Source organism: Bifidobacterium oedipodis (genome assembly GCF_012932425.1).
In the GTDB taxonomy this organism is placed as follows: Bacteria; Actinomycetota; Actinomycetes; order Actinomycetales; family Bifidobacteriaceae; genus Bifidobacterium; species Bifidobacterium oedipodis.
Genome location: NZ_JAAIII010000008.1, coordinates 118,450 through 135,045, shown reverse-complemented (window position 1 = coordinate 135,045; position 16,596 = coordinate 118,450). Strand labels below are relative to the sequence as shown.

Here is a 16,596-nt window from a genome sequence, read left to right as displayed (position 1 = left end):
GGTAAGATGGGTGTACCGGCCCATGGGCCCTCCCGATGTCTGGTTGTCGTAAGCAAACACCATGCTATCGGGAACCCATGGGCCCATATCATTCACACCCGTTGCACTTGCTCTGAAAATTCAAGAATCAAAAAGCTAAAATCCGTTGTAATAAAAGGGATTGTGGGATAGTTGAAGAAAACCTTGAACACTATGGGCACGATTGGACACGATGACGGTGGCAGAAAGTGTTTGTGCCGGGGCAAAAGTAGGATATGGCCTGTTTTGTGAGCAATTGACAGAATGGGACAAGAATGCGATCGTATCGTCTGCGTGGCCTACTGATTTTGTGGATAACCGTAAGTTTGCTGCTGTCCACGGCATTCCCCGTCAGCGCTTTGGGTGTTGAGAGCGCGGTTCCAGTGGCTACCTATTCTGATGTGCCATATGTGAATAAAGCCAATGCCCATAAATCGCAGAAGCTTGACCTATATCTGCCATCTGAGGATTCCTATGCCCACAATGATGAGAAAGAATCTGAAACTGATTTGCGTCCTCTTGTGGTTCGTATTCATGGTGGAGCTTGGTATGGCGGAGATAAAGAACTCGGTGATGACGCTCCTGTTTTCGCAGCGTTGCTGGAGCAGGGCTATGCGGTAGCTTCGATTAATTATCGGTTAAGTGTTGAGGCGCGGTGGCCGGCACAAATCTACGATTGCAAGGCGGCGATTCGCTTTTTACGTGCGCATGCACAGCAATATGGCATTGATCCGACGCGCATTACGGTGTTTGGCGAATCGGCTGGCGGTCATCTGGCGATGATGCTGGGGGTAACCAACGGACAACAGGACTGGGAAGACCTTGATATGGGCAACGCGCAGATTTCCAGCGCTGTTCAAGCGGTGATTTCAGTAAGTGGTATAGCGGATTTGAACCAATGGGGTACGCGTACGGGAGACAGCCTTGGTGCCCAAGCTGCTAAAGATTTACTACTTGGGGCAGGTCATGACGACCAGGACGAGGTGAACGCTAGTCCGATTACATATGTGAATGAGCAAACAGTGCCGATGCTGTTGGTTCATGGAGGTAGTGACGATGTAGTGTCGTACCAGCAGTCGGAGCTTATGGCGGAAGCAATGAATACGGCATTGGCGGACAATAGGGCAGAAACTTGGTTGCTTGCAAAAGCAGGGCATATGGATGTGCCTATGTTTTATGCGAGTGATCAAGCGCATCGGCGATACAGCGCTTTCTTAGCAAAGAGTTTGGGATTGTCTGAGCCGTTGATAAGTGTGCGGCGACTGTATAACCCGTATAACGGTTTGCATCTGCTTACTCTTGATAAGGATGAGGATGCTTCGTTGCGGGCGAACGGTTGGATTGATGAATCTTCAGCGTTTCAGGCATTGGATGCGGATGCGGTGAATGGATCGCCAGTGTATCGTTTGTACAATTCTTTTTCGGGCGAGCATATTTTGACCTCGAATGTGAATGAGTACGAATCGTTATCGAGGCAAGGGTGGTTTAGCGAAGGCGTGGCATTCGTGGCACCGTCGGATGGGGACACTTCTGTTTTTCGCCTATTCAATCCATACTCCGGATATCACATGTACACCAGTGACGTAAAGGAGTATGAGCGGCTTGGCAAGAATTCTTGGCAACGTGAAGGCGTTGCATTTATGGTGTCCGGATTGCGATCCACAACAGAAGACTAAGGGATGCTGATAGTTGTATCAGGGAAAGTGGCGGTATAGCTTTCTCCTGATAATAAGACGCCACTGCCGGTAACGGTAAAGGGAGAGGCTTCTGAATCTCGTTGTACGTTGAGTTCGATGCTGTAACCTGTATCGTTGCCGTCTTCATCAAGAATAGAGACACTGGTTCCATCCCAGACATTCCACAGGGCACTATTCGTCATAATGCCGTCAAGCGCAGAGGCGGATGCAGAAATGATGGGGGTGAAGGTAATAGACCCACTGATAACGCCTTTTTTTAACGACACTGCTTCCAAATATTCAACGGTACTGCCATTGGCTGCTGAGCGTTTGCGATGAGTGACTTCTGGGTGTGATATGTGTTTTCCCAAGGCTGCATCCCACTCCATTTGCGCGATATGACGGAAACCCGCATCGGAATCAGGATGAATGGCGTCTTCAGATGTGTTGAAATATTGATCTTGTCCCAGATTCCATTCCCATGCATATGGCGCTACATCTACTCCGGTTTTTTCTGCGGTGTCGATAACCTGTGCAGCCACCTCTCTATCCATAAGCTGGGGAAGGGTCGGATCGTTTGCTGCTAAATAAGGAACAAACAGCACCACTGATGAGGGGAAGGCTTTCTTGAGTTTGGTGAGGCCTCGGCGCACTGCAGAGAGTAGCTGTTCTGTTTCTGCAGAATCGTATCGTTCAAAAGCATCGTTGTATCCACCGGCCACTACAACCAAAGCTGTTTCGTCGGTGTAATTGCCGTTTTGTGCTTCTTCGATTGCCGAGTCGATTTGCGTAGTGAAATCAACGGATTCCCCATCCTTTATGGTGGTTTTAAGCCACCCCGTGCCCAACGTGGCATAGTTATGCAGTCGTAAACCAGACAAGTCGGCTAGCTGCTCACCGGCTTCCTGGTAATCAGTGGTATCGGAATCGTGATAGGAATCTCCAATCACCACTAGTTCCGTACCAGTGAGCGTGCGTTCTGATGAAGCCTTAGGTTTCTGTTGCTGTGCGGCTGGTTGCGGCTCCTCTTTCGTTGAGAACCAGGAACGAATAGTCGGAAGGTGGTAAACACATACACTGGCAGCTACCAGCACTACTGCCATAAGCATGGCGATGAGGCATGTTTTCAGTCGCTTCATAATCCATCCGTTGTTATTGTCCGGGACCAATAATCTGCGCTCCATCATAGACGCTGGTGCCTGAGTGAAACCTATAATGAGGGGCCATGAACAAGACGATGACACAAAACGATGCTGAAACGACAGAACGTGAAGCACTTCAGAAATCTTCCGGTACTCAACGTTGTTTGGGTTTAGACCTTATCAAGACCATCGCCATTTTCATGGTTGTGGTGTATCACGCCGAGGCGGGAAACTATGCGAACTGGGGTATAGTACATTACCCTCATGGGCTTAGAGCTCTGGCGAACTATGCGATAACTGGGGCAATGGCCGTTTGCGTACCATTATTCTTCTTGGTCAATGGGGCGTTGCTGTTTTCTCGGCCGCTGAAGATTCGGCGACATATGACCAAGACGCTTACGGTGGTTGTGCTCACCTTCGTGTGGAGCTGCATCACACAGGCCAGTTTCGAGGCTCTTGGCCTATGGAACCGAATGTCCTTCCCAGACATGATTCGCAATACCTATCATCTGCAAGACAGGTTGAATAATCATCTTTGGTTCTTCTGTGCGTTGGTGGTGCTCTATTGCTTGTTCCCTCTGCTGAAATCTGTTTGGGATCATGAGCGTTCTTGGTTTTTATGTTTTCTAGTAATAGCGTTGGTGTGCACTTTCGGCGTCACACTGCTGCGCAACGGCATTGATGTGGCGAGACTGCTATTCGGTGCAGCAGGTAAGCCGAGCCAAATCGATCCAGTCGGTCCCTTCAATCCTTTGCGCGGCATTGAAGGTTGGTCGATTGTGTATTTCATGCTCGGGGCGTTGCTGTTTGAACGGCGTAAGCAGCTGGTTGGTCGTAAGACGCTGATCTTCTCGTCATTGGTGTTCATGTTCGCCATGCTGGTTTTCTGTCTGTACAACCTCAGCCATATTTACGCGGGGGAACAAGGGTACGACCATATCAGCACTGGTTACGACGATGTGTGCGTGTTGCTCATGGCAGTGAGCTTGTTCATCATGCTTGTCAATTGCCGTTTTACAGCGGCTATCGGGAAGCTGTTGAGCTTTATTGGCTCTAACACTCTAGGCATCTACGTGATTCATTGGATCGTGCTTGGCGCTGGAAGAGCCTTGGGTTGGGATTTCCCTGGACACATCACTTTCCTGATTCCTCCTTATCTGCTGTACGGACTGATCGTTATGACAATATGCGCGTTGATGTGTTGGATACTGCGCAAAATTCCGGTAGTGCGACGGCTCATCATGATGTGATTTGCAGTGTCTTTTGGACCTTTGCGACGGCAAAAATCGGACACGATACAGACACGATGCAGACGAGCCGGCATGGCGAACGAATATGTGGCGTGTGCTTCTGATGCGGATTAAGACTTGCCGTATAAGAGGTTGCAAGTACACTGAGGGGGAGCATCGGCATTTCTATGATCCGATGAGCGAAGCAAAGTGGGAGGCGACCGGTGCGTGAGACGAATAGTAAAGGCAACGCCTTGAATATAACTGCAGTTGTCAGTTTCGCAATCGTGGCGCTTGTGCAATGCGTGTTCTTCATCGGGCATGCGGGGGCATTTTCCATGCCTGACCCCAGTTTGCATCTTCCTTCTACATATGCGTTGGCTACTGGGCAGTCAGGCAACGACACGGAATATGTGACTGACGAATATGGCAATAGAATTCGTCGGCAATATCTGCGCGCGGAAAGTGGATACCTGTCGGTGGATATGGATAACTCATTGACGGTCAATGTCATTCGGCCGGCGCTCTCCGGTGATTCCGCGCAAATCATTAGCAAGCAACGTGCATCTGCTGATGCAGCGGGCAAACCCATCGAAGGATTCTATCGCTCCACACAATATGCACCGACCAATTATGTTCCCCAGGCGATCGGTTTGGCGGTTGGAAGAGCTTTGGGAGTTGCGCCTTATCAGGCTTGGCAGATGGCTAGGGTGACGAATTTCCTAGTATTTGTGTTGCTTATGGGCTTTGCCATCTGGGTGACGCCCTGGGGTAAGAGCGTTTTGGTGGTGATTGGTGTTCTTCCTACCACTGTTTTCGTGGCCTGTTCCCTTATGCCTGATGGCCAGTTCATTGCTTTCAGTGCCTGTTTTATAGCGTTGACGGTTGCATCTGCTCATGAGCGTCGTCCTATGGGTTTGAAGACGTATGTTGCATTGTTGCTGTTGGGCGTATTGCTGTTGTACGGTAAACCGTTGTATTGCGTTGTTGCGTTGCTGGCACTGGTGCTTCCTCATCATGTGCTGAGCATGCGTCGAAAAGCTATTGCGCTAGGAATCGTGGTAATTGCTGCAATTGCTTACCTATGGTGGAGTTCACGATATTCTGGCGGATTGTATGCGGTTAATATGGCGGCAAACCGGGAATATATCATGGAACGCCCATGGAAACCGGTGGTGATGGCCTTGTGGAATATGCTGTGTTCCAAACGTGAACTTGATGTGCTGGGTGCCAACTATATGTATTTGGCGGTGGCGTTCTTGTCGCTAGTGCTGCTGGCATTCATCAAGCAACTTTGGCAGATGCGTGGTACCACGAGTAGAGGGTGTATCCGGATGTCATCGTTGATTAGTCGGTGGCGGTATGCGATTTGCGCGTTGATAGGATTCCTCATGTGCCTGTGGGCCATTTATTTTTTTGAGGCGTTGACATGGAATGATGTATCAAGTATGTCGACATGGGACATGTTAGAGGGATTCCAAGGCCGCTATATACTGCCGATACTTCCGTTGGCGGTGGCATTGCATTGTGTGAAAGACTGTGGCCGTGCTGGCAATGCTGACAACAAGTCCGCAGAGGCTTGATGAGTACACTAGTTTAAAGCGGGCAGATAACATGTGCGGAACAGAGGAGCAAACATGACGATTACTATGGGTGGGCTTTGCAGAGGCAATGGTAAAGGGTATGTGAAGTTGGATGTCGAAGGCCACAGGGTTGAAAACCTGTACGCTGTGGCTACGGCGGCGAACGGCAATACCATTATGTGTGGCGTGTATCCGTATGGATTTCCCGGGGAAGATCCAACAGCTGTTGCCAAGGCTGGGGATGAGCATGCAGTCGAGGGAGACGGCAAATTCTCGTGCGTAGTGGCCGTGCCGCTGCTGGATGGTACAGACTTGACCGTGAATGTTTTCGACCATACGGTCGCGGATACATCCAGGCCCGTATTTACTTTCCCATTCAAACCGCTGGAATCAAAAGTTCGTTCTCGCTTGTTCTATAAGTTTCATTCTGATGTGGCATTTCAGATGCGAGACATTGATCAACGTCGTCTGTCGGGAAATATTCATGTATTTGTGCCGGGTATTTATCCCATTGCTCCCGATGAGGTGTCATGCCGTTTTGTGGTGCGGGCACCCTATGTAGCCAATGCTCAGTATGAGATTCATGTTTATGATCATGATGCATCTGAACTGGATGTTCAACCGATTGTTATTGAAAATGGTCAAATACATGCGAACAATGGCAGCACGATAATGCGTGAAATCTGCTATTCCATTCGCATGCCTAAAACTTCGCGTACATTATGCGTTAGCGTTGAAGAAAAAGGCCATGATTATCCATATGGCAACTTTGCCTGTGTGCTGCCCCCGGCATGGGAAGGCTTCGTTAATGGGGCTTATGAGCATACGCGTAACGCATACCATGATCCTGCATATCCCAATTGGTTGGAGCAGCATCGTGCCACTTACGGTGATTTGGCGCAACAGCGTGCAATGTGCCAGACATGGGAACATCAACCTTTGATAAGCCTTGTTGTTGTGCTATTTCGTACGCCTGCACCTTATTTGCGTGCGATGCTGAATTCGCTGCTTGCGCAGTCTTACGAAAAGTTCGAACTGTTGTTGGTAGATGTAAGCGACAATTACCCCGAAATCGATCGGGTGCTTGCCGAATATCGTGATGATCGTATTCGCGTGATTAAAGCGAAGAACCGAAACATCGCTGATAACACTAACGTGGGTATTCGCGAAGCCGTGGGCGATTACGTGGGTTTTGTTGATCATGATGACACCGTCGAACCGGATGCGCTTTACCAGTATGTTGCCGAAATTAATCGACATCCTGATGTTGATTTATTATATTGCGATGAAGATAGGTTGGAAAATGGCGAATATCGTCAGCCGTTCTTCAAGCCTGGCTTTAATCGTGATCTGTTGTATTCCTATAACTATGTTACGCACTTGCTGATGGTGAGTCGCTATGCTCTCAACCGTGTGGAATTATCTACGGCAGATGTGGCAGGCGCTCAGGATTACGATTTAATTCTTAAAAGCATCGAAGTGGCGCGGTGCATTCGCCATGTGCCTCATATGCTGTACCACTGGCGTATGCATCCGGGGTCTACCAGTGTTAATCCGGATAGCAAGCCATATGCTGATGAGGCTGGTCGTTTGGCACTGAGCCGTCATTTTGAACGCACTGGGGTAAAAGCCGAAGTCATGACCTCGGAATTACCATTCCGGTATCGTACTCGGTATCAGTTCGACCATGCGCCTAAAGTAAGTATTGTTATTCCCACCAAAGATCATTCCGATATATTGTCAAAGTGCGTGGATGCGGTACTGTCCAAAACCGAATATGACAATTACGAAATTATTATGGTTGAGAATAATAGTGTCGAAGAGGCAACTTTTGCATATTACGAGCGTATCGCGGCAGAACAGGAACGCGTTCGTGTAGTGCGTTGGCCAGGGCATGGATTCAACTATTCGGCAATCTGCAATTATGGAGCAACTTTCGCAACAGGCGAGCTCATTCTGTTTCTGAACAACGATACCGAAGTGATTAATGCCGAATGGCTGGGGAATATGGTCAACCATTTCGGTCGTGAAGATGTGGGCATGGTAGGAGCCAAACTCATCTGTCACGATGGCATCGTTCAGCATGGTGGTGTGTGGGTTGCTGTAGATAATTGCGGATACCTTGGCTACGATCTCGCAGCGGATGATAGCGGTTATATGGAAACCATGCGCTATCCATCGAACGTTCCCGCGGTGACGGGTGCCTGCCAGATGATTCGACGTTCCGTTTATGAACAGATTGGTGGTTTGGACGAATCACTGGTTGTGGTGTTGAACGATGTCGATCTATCACTAAAGGTAGGCGAGGCTGGATATCTTGTGGTTTTTGAACCACAAGCAATGCTGTACCACAACGAATTCACCAGCCGCGGGCGTGACGAACGCGATCCGGATAAGCAAAGGCGTGCTGAAGTTGAATATGGAAGATTCCGTTTGCGTTGGAATCCCACTATTGAACATGGAAAGTACATCAACTCAAATCTGAACCAATACGACGGTAACTACAAGATTGCTTGGTGATATCGCCGAATTGGTTCAGGTGAGAGACGCCTTCGTATGCTCATATCGATTATCGTTTGCGTGATGTGATTGCAGCCGTGCGCTCGGTATCAATCGCATTAGCCACCTGTTCCAAGCGTTCCGGGAATAGGAAGCCATACACGTCCAACGTCAGGCTGGCGCTTGAATGCCCCATTTGTCGCTGCAGAATTTTCACGTCCGCTCCGGCTTTGATGGCAATGGCCGCATATGAATGACGCAGCGAATGGGGCGTCAGCCCCTCCACATCTTTCAGGCCTGCCGCCTCGACCGCCGGATGCCACACCTTGCGCCGCCAGTTGTGATCATTGACGTGACCGCCTTTGATCGCGCGGAACACATAGGCGGTTTCCGGTTGCCCCTTGATCTGCTCGCGCAGCGGTTTGACCAGAAACTTCGGAATCGCCACGGTGCGCGGCTTACCGTTTTTCGGCGGGCCAAGCCGTTGCGCCGTGGCGCTGTTCTTCCAAGTGCGGCGCACGCGAATCTTGCGTTCGGTTAAATCCAGATCGCCCACTTGCAAGGCGAAGGTTTCGTTGATGCGTGTGCCCACATAGCTTTGGAAGCGAATGATCAGGGCATCCACTGGCCGCCCGACGGTTTGTGCGGCTTCTGCTAACCGTTCGATTTCGTGAATGTCCAGAAACACCAGATCATGGTATTCCGGTTTGGGAATCTCCACGTCGCGTGCGGGATTGTCCATCAGATATTTAACCTTCACCGCATAATCGAGCACGCCGGCGAACACCACGCGCACAATGCTTTTCACTGATCGGGGTGAAAGCGGCTTTGGTTTCTTTTTCCAGCGCAGATCAACCGGGTAATCGCCGGTGGTCAGATCGGTGACCCAACGGGCCACATCGTCGAGCGTGATGGAACCTATCGGCACATTCGCCCAACGTGGGTTCACATAAACGCGCAACTCACATTCGTAGCGCGCTCGCACACCCTCGCTCACATTGTTCTTGGAACGCATCCACATATCCGCAACATCCTTGAACTTGCGGCGGGCATCATTCGGGTTGGCGTAGCGTCCACGGCGCACATCATCTTCCATTGCCGCTTGGAAAGCTTCGGCGTCAGCCAAGCGGCGGAACGATTTCGAATGTTGCCTGCGGACGGCCCCCTCAATCGAATACCATCGACATCGCCATCGCATGCCATGGCCGAACCGCGAAGATCGCCATCGTTCGGGAACCTGAGCCTGCATAGGGTCGCTCACCGCTGCAAGCGAACGCTTGGCGGTGGAGGAAGGGGGAACGCCGTTGTCGTTCTTGAGCCAGAGATCATCAATCCATACTCTTGCCATGGCAACACAGTAGCCATGCTACGGGGGTGAGTTGGAGAAGAACGGGCGCGTCCTTATTGAAGGCGTTTCCCATAAGCAAGACAATACTTAGGGAAACGCCGGCATACACGTTTTAGTCGTGTCGTCTTTGCAGAAAAGCAAATCGGTTCTGATCGATAACGAATAACTTGCGATCGTTCTTCGCCATTACATCAAGAATGATGCCGGAAACAATCAGCAGCAGCCCGGCAATCACCAGCATCACAGCGCCGATCAGGGTGGGGAAGCGCAACACCACACCGGTATGCCAGAAATCAATAGTGACCGAACTGGTCAGTACTAATCCGATAACACTAAGGATCAATCCGATGCTGCCAAAGAACGGCAGGGGCTTATATTCGCGGATCATGCGGAAAATAGTGCTCATCACCTTGATGCCATCACCCACGGTGTCCAGTTTGGACACTGATCCCTCCGGCCTGTCGCGGTACTGAATCGGCATTTCGAATAGACGCAGGTTGTTGTTCAGGCTGTGAATCGTCATTTCCGTCTCTACTTCGAAACCACGCGAGAGCACGGGGTAGGTTTTGACGAATGTGAAATTGAATGCGCGATACCCGGTCATAATGTCGGTAACGTGCGCGCCGAACAACCCATTAATCGAACCGCGCACCAAACGATTGCCGAAATTGTGGAACGGACGCTTGTTTTCTTGGAAATAAGTGGAGCTCAGGCGATCGCCGATCACCATATCGTAGCCTTCAAGCACCTTGCTCACCATTGCAGGCGCGGCATCGGCCGGATAGGTGTCGTCACCGTCGGCCATAACATATACGTCGGCATCGATGTCTTCGAACATCGCTCGGATTACATTGCCCTTGCCCTGACGCGGCTCCTTGCGCACCACAGCGCCTTCGGCTGCGGCGATTTCGGCAGTTCGGTCAGTGGAATTATTGTCATACACATACACTGTGGCGCTTGGCAGTGCGGTGCGGAAGTCGCGCACTACCTTGCCGATGGTGATTTCCTCGTTGTAGCAGGGCAGCAGCACGGCAATGGTCGGATTCGTAATCTCGGGCATGGTGCCCACTATAGCCAAATCGTTGGCCATATGCGTCGGCAGGGCGCTCGCTACACTGGTTCTCGACGTGCAGGCGGAGATGAGGTGAACCTGATGAAACAACGCATACTGGGCTATGATGTGGCGAAAACCATCGCCATGTTTCTAGTGGTGCTGCTGCATTATTCGTTTTATACGCGGTATTATTCGGGCGGCCTCGATGGAACGTTAGCCACCACGGCGTGCGTGGTGTGTGTGCCACTGTTTTTCGCGGTTAACGGTGCACTGCTGCTGCCACGAAAACTGGATGTGCGTAAGCATTACCGCAAATTGGCCGCAATTGTGGCAATTATTGCCATATGGAAAACCTTGGCCGCACTGTTCTTTGTAGTCGTTGACGGAACACAGCCTGTCAGTATCAAGGATTTTCTTAAGTTCCAGTTCGGCGGTGCGTTCGGCGCATATCCCACCGGCTATTTTTGGTTTATGCATGCATTGATTGCGGTATACGCGGTGTATCCGGCGCTCAAACTGGTGTTTGACGCGGGCGGAATGGCATTACGCTCGCTGGTTGTGGTATTGTCCGCGTTCACTGTGGGCAAGGATACGGCGGTGGTGCTGCTCGATATGCTGGGCGCGGCATCAGGGCACGAATTCGCATCCATACTGGGCGGTTTGAGCGAATTCACCGTGTTTGGTGGCTATGGCTATGTGGCGTTGTATTTCCTTGTGGGTGGCATATTGGGAAATGTCATGGTACATCCCGGGGAGAATCCGCCGACAGCATGGCCATGGAAACGTATCAAACCTGCCGTGGCCATAGCGGCGGTGGTGCTGTGCTATGTGCTTCTGCTGGGCACTCAGCGTTTCCAGCATGCGGTTAGGAGCACCAACCTCACTATTGATTATGGCTATTGGTTGCTGCCCACGTTTGCGACGACCATATTGATACTCGCGCTATGCCTGATGATTCACACCAACAACCACGTTGCGCAGACCATCATCACACAGAGCGGGCAGAACACGTTCGGCGTCTATATGCTGCATCTGATGGCGATTACGCTGTTTGCCAAAGTGCAGCAACTGCCCGGTTTCGCAGCGATGGGTACGTTGCGCCATGGTATGGTCACCGTGGTCAATATCGTATTTGTTTTGATGATTTTCGTATGCTGCTTGCTGGCTTCCTGTGTCTTGCGCAGAGTTCCATTGATCGGCAAGTTGTTCTCACTGTAAGGGTCTATAGGAAGTGGTGTGCATGGCGAAAGAACATAACGGGGTGAAGATGATGTTGATGGAACGTGTGAACAAATCTGGGGTTATGGAATGGCGCACGTTGATTCCCGTGCTGCTGGGCATAATGTTTGGTTTAGGCGATGGAGTTGCCAACGCTGAGGGGCGTCTGCCGCTGAACAATGTGTCCTTGTATGTGCGCATGGTGTTGTTCGCAGCGCTGTTCGTCGTGGCATTCAATGCGTGCAGACTGTTTCTGGGCCGTCGCCGTGAGGCGAGGGCGGCCGCACTGGATTTGAGTGTGGATAGCGACGAGAACGCGCTGATAGACTACCGATGGTCGTGTCGTTCGTTGACGAAACTGTGGGCCATTATTCTAGTGTGCTGGCTGCCGTATGTCGTTACGCTGTTCCCCGGAGTCTACTGGTCGGACACCTCCAAGCAATTGTTGGAACATTATGGCGTTGAACCATTCACTGACCATCATCCGTTCGCTTTGACTTACCTGTTCGGTTGGCTCGCGGATTTGGGGCAGGCATTGTTCCATAACCCGATTCTGGGCTTGTACATACTTGTTGTGATTCAGCTATTGACGGCTCCGGCGTTGCTTGGAGGCATTGTGCTTTATACGCGCCGTCTGGGCCTGAGCCGTTTGGCGTGCCACGTGCAGTTGGCATTGTTCGCCTTGTTCCCGGTGTTCCCGGTGATGTTCACATCGTTAGCCAAAGACACGCTTTCGGTGTTGTTCTTTATTCCGTTCTGCTTGCTGTTCGTCGAGATTGTGCGATCCAAGGGAACGATCTGCAGCAAGCCGTGGGTCGTCCCGACGCTGCTCGTTATGAGCTTGCTGACCTGCGTTACCAAAAAACCGTGCGTGTATATTGTCGTTCCGGCATTGATTATGGTGTGCGTAATGCAACTGACCAAAAAGGCCAGAGCGTTTATGGCAGCTTCTGCGCTGGTAGTGGCCGTAATCATGATGGTGATTATGCCCAAGGTGGTGATGCCGGCTTTGGGCGTGCAGCCGGGCGGCAAACAGGAGACGATTCCTTTCGCCATTCAGATGGTGGCGCACGATGTGAAATATGATCCCGAAGGCATGTCTGAAGCGGATAAAAAACTTGTCTCAGATTTTCTCACTATCCCCTATGATCAGATTGCCGAGGCATACGATCCCGTCATCGCCGACCCGGTGAAAGGCACGAGCCTGAAGAACCCCGATCTTATGGGAGATTTCATCAACCTCTGGCTGCGTAAAACCATCGAACACCCAGCGGGGCATTTTGAAGCTTGGCTTGGATTGGTCCAAGGTTGGTTCAGCTTCCGCAACACGGATGGCTCGCCCAGCTACATGGTGGTGTGCACGGAATCAGCATGGTATTACGATCCCATTACCGAATTGGTGCCCCAATGGCCGAAAACCGCTGTGGCCAGTGGCACAGCCAGAGCGATTTATGATGCCGAGCAAAGCATTCCAGTATTGAACGTACTGTTTTTCCGCGCCTGGTGGGCGTCCATCGTGCCGTTCTTCCTGCTATATCTAGCCATGCGACCGGGTAAAGGCAAATTCCGGCGTTTGGTAGCGATGATGCCCGTGAACATGTCGTTCGCCTACCTGCTGTTGACGCCGGTATCCGGTATGGGCGGAGAGCCGACCCGATACTTGCTGCAGCTGATATGCGTGCTGCCGCTGTTCTTGGCCGCGGCGCTCGCCGAACAGCACGGCCAAGAACAGGGCATGACAGACAGGCTCTGAGATTGAGATGTCCGTGAGGGCGTGAGTGCGTGGGCTTATTTCCGCCCACGCACCATTCGCCCAACGGACTTCAACAATTCACGTCGGTTGCTGCCCAATGGTGCAATGGGATCAATAAGCTTGCGCAACGGATTCGCGTCACCAATCGCCCGCTGATGTTGATCCTTCGGCTCGGGTGGCACAAAGGAACGGACAGTGGCTGCGCTGACTCGTTTCAATAATCGCTCATAGAATGGTGTTTCGCGTGCATAACGCCAGTAGATCGATGCGAAGTCGCAATCGGGGTCGGTCCAAGGCTTGATATAGCCGGCATAATGAATGATGCGCGGATTGCTGCGCGATGCGAGATATTCCTCGTAACGCGCGTTGGGTGCTAAAGCAAAGATACGACCGACGCGATTATCAAGGTCATGCACCACATTCCACTCCCATGGCAGATACGTGACCTTGCCTTGGCAATGGGCGTTCAGCACATCCTGATCGTTATAAATAAGATCGGGATCAGAAGCATAGTTGAGCCACTGCTCGATGGTGTACCGTTCGCGCATGGCCTTGGTATTCAGCACCAGCACCCCGGCCTGGAAGTAATCGTACGGGTTGCGCATACGTAGCGTCGTTTTGGCATACTCCATACGTTTGCCGCCCTTGACGTTGAGGTTGCCAAGGAAGTCAATGTCACGTACGGCCCCCAGCAGGGTATCGCCAAGTTCCGTATCGTACAGTTCGGCGATATTGCCGTTGATGATGATGTCGGAATCCAGATACAACACCTTGTCATAGAACGGCAGAAGTTCCTGAATCAAGAAGCGGTAGTAGGTCTCGACGCTGATATGCGGATTGTTGGTGGACAGCGTATATCCACTCATCATGCGATCCACATCGGTGAATCGCAAGCTCATATTCGAGAACTGGCTGAAGAAATCACGCAAGCGCTCCTGCTTGTCCCACGTGATATTGCGCTGCAACACCACCACGTCATAGAAACGATCCCGCGAAGCGTTCTTCATGGCCGAATAGATGGTTGTAGCCAGCTGCGGCACATAATTATCATCGGCCGCAAACACCACCGGCACAGGGCGAGCGAGCTCCGGCGCATGTTCCCATAGCGGGCGCAAACGCTGTTCCGGCTCGGGATTGGTGAAATGTACACACTGCAGCTCTTTGGTGCGCCAATTCGAACCAGTGCGCTGATGGTGCATCAAATAAATGTTGAGCAGGCGTTCCGAAAGATGCCCAGGCGTGCGTAGCGCCTCCTTGCTGTACGTACTCATATCAGTCTGACGTTCGAATTCCTCAAGAATGGGGAACAGCCACGCACAATAATCCTGGAAAATCTGCTTGCGCATAATGAACATATTGCAGAAACACGAGCGATTGCCGTCCAAGAACGCGTCAGCATCCTGACGGTAATCCGGATGCATACGGCACAGAATCTCGTAGCATCGGCGCAAATCGGCGTTATGCAACTTATCCGCGGCAAACCACACACCCTTCGGGGAATCGTGCTTGTCGATGATTTTGGTCAAATCGCCATAACGCGTGGTGATAACGTCGCATCCCGCAATGACTTTGCGCATAGTGTCATCATCAAGCCCATACTCCCTGATGGCATCAGCATCGATATAGTCGTCCATGACCTCGCCATACGGGTTCTCCTCGTGCTCAGTGTCGGAGAAATCAAAATAGCGACGATAATGGCAGAAACCGTAATAGTCCGCATCCACATTCTTCCAAGCCCAATATTGGGTGGTCAGCTCGCAATACATGGGATTCTTGGCGGAGATGTTATCTCCTTCATCATCCTGGAACGCCCATGGGAATCGGTAGGAGCCGGACTTCAAACCAACCTGCACCGGTTGCAGAATGGCGCTCGCCGGCTTGTCCACATTCTTATGGGTGGTGACGAATATACGAATCGGCTGATCAGCATACTGCTGCTTCTCCGAGGCACGTGAGAGATCGGACAGCAATTCTTCGGCACGTGACTTGGTCTGTCCGTAACGAACCAGCTCTTGTGCACTGCCGTCAGTCACATTAATGGTGCCGGCAATTGCCGACCATTGACGCAATGTGGCAAGATCGTTGGCATCCTGCTGCTTGGAAGTGATGAGTTTCCAAGCCAAATCACGCACATGGCGCCAGACTTCGCGTGCGGTAACAGCGCTGCCCATGATGGTAGACATGGCTTGGGCTGCCTCTGCCTTGTCTGTTTCTGTGACGCGAGTTTTCCAGTCGTTGCCTAGCAGTTCGATTGCCTTATGGCGGAAACCTGCTGCGCACCCATCCAAGTCAAGCTCGGGATGATCCGCAACGAACAAATCGGTTGCATCGAAGCAAGCTTGGAATTGACGGCAGAAATTTGAAAAAGTTGCCGCGCTAATGGTATTGGTGCCGGTTACGCCGCGTCCGTAATGATACCTATATCCGCGGCATTGTTTAGCGCTTGAGTACCATGCAGCCATTGCGGAGATAACCAGGCATTCGTAGCCGTCTTCGGCACGTTCCAAACGATTCGAAGTCATGGCCTTAAAAGCGCGTTTGAGCAATGCGGTGCGGAATAGGCGCTGGGTAACTCGCCAATCCACGCGGTATCCGCGAGATTCAAGGTAGATGTCTCGCACAATGTCACCATGTGCGGATTCGTGAGTGGGCGCATTGTTGAACTGTTCAAAGGCCTGACATTCATCATCCAAAATGCCGTTTTCACCGATCACGGTCAGACCAAAATGAAGAATGTCAGTAGGGGCGTCGTTGATGCTTTTAGCAAGCTGTTCGCACATGTGCGGATCAAGATCATCATCGCCGTCCAAGAAGAAAGCATATTGCCCCGTGGCATGCTCGACGCCGGTTTTGCGAGTAAGATGTAGTCCCTTGTTCTGCTCGTGATTCACCACAATGATGCGAGGGTCGGCATCTGCTGCCTTATTGATGATGGCAGCGGTACCGTCGGTGCTGGCATCATTGACTACGATGGCCTCGATATTCGAGTATGTTTGAGCGCTGACGCTATCCAGGCAGTTCTTGATATATGTTTCTACGTTATAGGCGGCAATGATGATGGAAATCTTCAGCATGG

Annotated in this window: 10 protein-coding genes; 6 read left to right on the top strand and 4 right to left on the bottom strand. The window is 51.3% G+C overall.

Translation table 11 applies throughout. The annotated features are described in order from the left end of the window. Positions 1-293: 293 nt before the first annotated feature. Positions 294-1,694 (top strand): alpha/beta hydrolase fold domain-containing protein, encoded by a 1,401-nt coding sequence (locus tag G1C95_RS11550; protein WP_169173100.1) that lies wholly within the window; start codon positions 294-296, stop codon positions 1,692-1,694. On the opposite strand, the gene G1C95_RS11545 is transcribed toward G1C95_RS11550, so the two are convergent. Continuing rightward, the gene (locus tag G1C95_RS11545; RefSeq protein ID WP_169173099.1) at positions 1,691-2,833 is read right to left on the bottom strand and encodes an SGNH/GDSL hydrolase family protein; all 1,143 of its coding nucleotides are present in this window, start codon (positions 2,831-2,833) and stop codon (positions 1,691-1,693) included. The genes G1C95_RS11550 and G1C95_RS11545 overlap by 4 nt on opposite strands. Before the next feature lie 86 nt (positions 2,834-2,919). Here G1C95_RS11545 and G1C95_RS11540 point away from each other — a divergent pair, with 86 nt between their 5' ends. The 3 genes from G1C95_RS11540 (at position 2,920) to G1C95_RS11530 (ending at position 8,168) form a co-directional block, all read left to right on the top strand. Beyond that, on the top strand, positions 2,920-4,086 hold the full coding sequence (locus G1C95_RS11540; protein WP_169173098.1) for an acyltransferase: 1,167 nt from the start codon (positions 2,920-2,922) through the stop codon (positions 4,084-4,086). Between the two features lie 203 nt (positions 4,087-4,289). Further along, entirely contained in the window at positions 4,290-5,648 is a 1,359-nt protein-coding gene (locus G1C95_RS11535) for a DUF2142 domain-containing protein (RefSeq protein WP_169173097.1), read from the top strand. A 54-nt stretch (positions 5,649-5,702) separates the two neighbouring features. Beyond that, positions 5,703-8,168 carry a glycosyltransferase family 2 protein gene (locus G1C95_RS11530; protein WP_169173096.1) on the top strand — a complete coding sequence of 822 codons (2,466 nt, stop codon included), beginning with the start codon at positions 5,703-5,705 and terminating at the stop codon, positions 8,166-8,168. 49 nt (positions 8,169-8,217) lie between these two features. On the opposite strand, the gene G1C95_RS11525 is transcribed toward G1C95_RS11530, so the two are convergent. Together G1C95_RS11525 and G1C95_RS11520 are read right to left on the bottom strand one after the other, a co-directional pair. Further along, positions 8,218-9,495 carry a tyrosine-type recombinase/integrase gene (locus G1C95_RS11525; protein WP_169173095.1) on the bottom strand — a complete coding sequence of 426 codons (1,278 nt, stop codon included), beginning with the start codon at positions 9,493-9,495 and terminating at the stop codon, positions 8,218-8,220. A 112-nt stretch (positions 9,496-9,607) separates the two neighbouring features. Next, positions 9,608-10,555 (bottom strand): glycosyltransferase family 2 protein, encoded by a 948-nt coding sequence (locus G1C95_RS11520; RefSeq protein ID WP_169173094.1) that lies wholly within the window; start codon positions 10,553-10,555, stop codon positions 9,608-9,610. A gap of 93 nt (positions 10,556-10,648) precedes the next feature. Here G1C95_RS11520 and G1C95_RS11515 point away from each other — a divergent pair, with 93 nt between their 5' ends. Next, entirely contained in the window at positions 10,649-11,767 is a 1,119-nt protein-coding gene (locus G1C95_RS11515; RefSeq protein ID WP_169173093.1) for an acyltransferase, read from the top strand. A 22-nt stretch (positions 11,768-11,789) separates the two neighbouring features. Next, positions 11,790-13,520 carry a DUF6020 family protein gene (locus tag G1C95_RS11510; protein ID WP_240947548.1) on the top strand — a complete coding sequence of 577 codons (1,731 nt, stop codon included), beginning with the start codon at positions 11,790-11,792 and terminating at the stop codon, positions 13,518-13,520. A gap of 35 nt (positions 13,521-13,555) precedes the next feature. On the opposite strand, the gene G1C95_RS11505 is transcribed toward G1C95_RS11510, so the two are convergent. Continuing rightward, positions 13,556-16,594: a DUF4422 domain-containing protein gene (locus tag G1C95_RS11505; protein ID WP_169173092.1), complete on the bottom strand. Its 3,039-nt coding sequence runs from the start codon at positions 16,592-16,594 to the stop codon at positions 13,556-13,558. Positions 16,595-16,596 lie beyond the last annotated feature (2 nt).